Below are 1,531 nucleotides of genomic sequence, written 5' to 3'. Positions count from 1 at the left end.
CCCCAGGAGGACCGGCGCATGGTCTTCGACTGGTCGAACCGCATGATCGGCTCGGAGGACCCCGAGTACCAGCTCCCGGGCGTCGACCCGGGCGAGGCGGCCATGCAGGTGTACAGCTATGCCGAGGAGTTGGCGTCGCAGCGCCGGATGGCGCCGAAGGCCGACCTGGTGTCCGTGCTGATCGACGCCGAGGTCGAGGGCGAGAAGCTCGACCAGCTCGAGCTCGACCTCTTCTTCATGCTGCTGGTCGTGGCCGGGAACGAGACGACGCGGAACCTCATGTCGGGCGCCATGACCGCCTTCTTCGAGCACCCCGACCAGTGGGAGCTGCTGCGCAAGGACCGCTCGCTGCTGCCCGGCGCGGTCGAGGAGATGCTCCGCTACGTCACCCCCGTCATGCACTTCCGCCGCACGGCGACGACCGACTTCGAGCTGCGGGGCCAGGAGATCAAGGAGGGCGACAAGATCGTCTTCTGGCACACGTCCGCCAACCGCGACGAGGAGGCGTTCGAGAGCCCTGACATGTTCGACGTGACGCGGTCGCCCAACAACCACATCGCCTTCGGGGGCGGAGGCCCGCACTTCTGTTTGGGCGCGAATCTTGCGCGCACGGAGATCATGGTGATGTTCGACCGCCTGCTGGAGCGCATCCCCGACATGCGCCTCGACGGCGAGGTCCAGCGGCTGCAGTCGAACTTCATCAACGGCACCAAGCACATCCCGATCGCGTTCGCACCGTCGGCGCCGGTCGGAGGCACGCCGCTGCCGGCCCGAGCCCGTTGACGTGAGCGAGCAGCCGGGGCGCCTGCGTTTCCACCAGGCCGTCAGCTTCCTGCCCACCCGCCAGGCCGTGCCGCTGGCCAGGGCGTCCGACGAGCTGGGCTACGCCGGCATGTACGTGTCGGACCACCTCTTCAACCCGAAGGAGCTGGCGTCGCGCTACACCTACTCCGACCGTCCCGACGGGCACCCGGGCTGGGAGGCGGAGACGCCGTGGCCGGACCCGATGACGCTCATCGCGGGGATGGCGACGGTGGCCGAGAACCTGCTGTTCACGACAGGGGTGTACATCGCGCCGGCCCGCGACCTCATCACGGTGGCCAAGTCGGTGGCCACGGCGGCCGTGGTGTCGGACGACCGGGTGCGCCTCGGTGTGGGCGTCGGCTGGTGCAAGGAGGAGTTCGACCAGACCGGCCAGGACTTCACCACCCGCGGCAAGCGGCTCGACGAGATGATCGTCGCGCTCCGCGCCCTGTGGCACGAGGGCTGGGTGGAGTTCCACGGTGAGTACTACGACGTGCCGCTGTGCCAGATGCTGCCGGCGCCGAGTGCGCCGATCCCGATCATCGGCGGGGGCCATTCGCCGGTGGCGTTGCGGCGGACGGCCGCTCTGTGCGACGGCTGGGTCGCCGCGGGCGCCTACAGCGAGGACGACGCGTGGCTGCATCTCGGGGAGTTGAAGGACGCGCTGAAGAAGGCGGGCCGCGAGGACGAGGAGGGTTTTGCGATCTACCTCTCGGTGGCGGAGCGC

At 69.3% G+C, this 1,531-nt stretch carries 2 protein-coding genes; both read left to right on the top strand.

Annotated elements, in window-relative coordinates:
* A partial coding sequence (locus tag VH112_11815) for a cytochrome P450 (GenBank protein HEX4540921.1) occupies positions 1–783 on the top strand: 783 nt, incomplete at its 5' end.
* A gap of 1 nt (position 784) precedes the next feature.
* Positions 785–1,531 (top strand): TIGR03619 family F420-dependent LLM class oxidoreductase (locus VH112_11810; protein HEX4540920.1); only part of this gene is annotated, 747 nt, incomplete at its 3' end.

It is taken from the genome of Acidimicrobiales bacterium (assembly GCA_036270875.1).
Classification (GTDB): domain Bacteria; phylum Actinomycetota; class Acidimicrobiia; order Acidimicrobiales; family AC-9; genus AC-9.
Note: the sequence above shows the minus strand (reverse complement) of the source record. Positions and strands in the feature narration are given on the sequence as shown.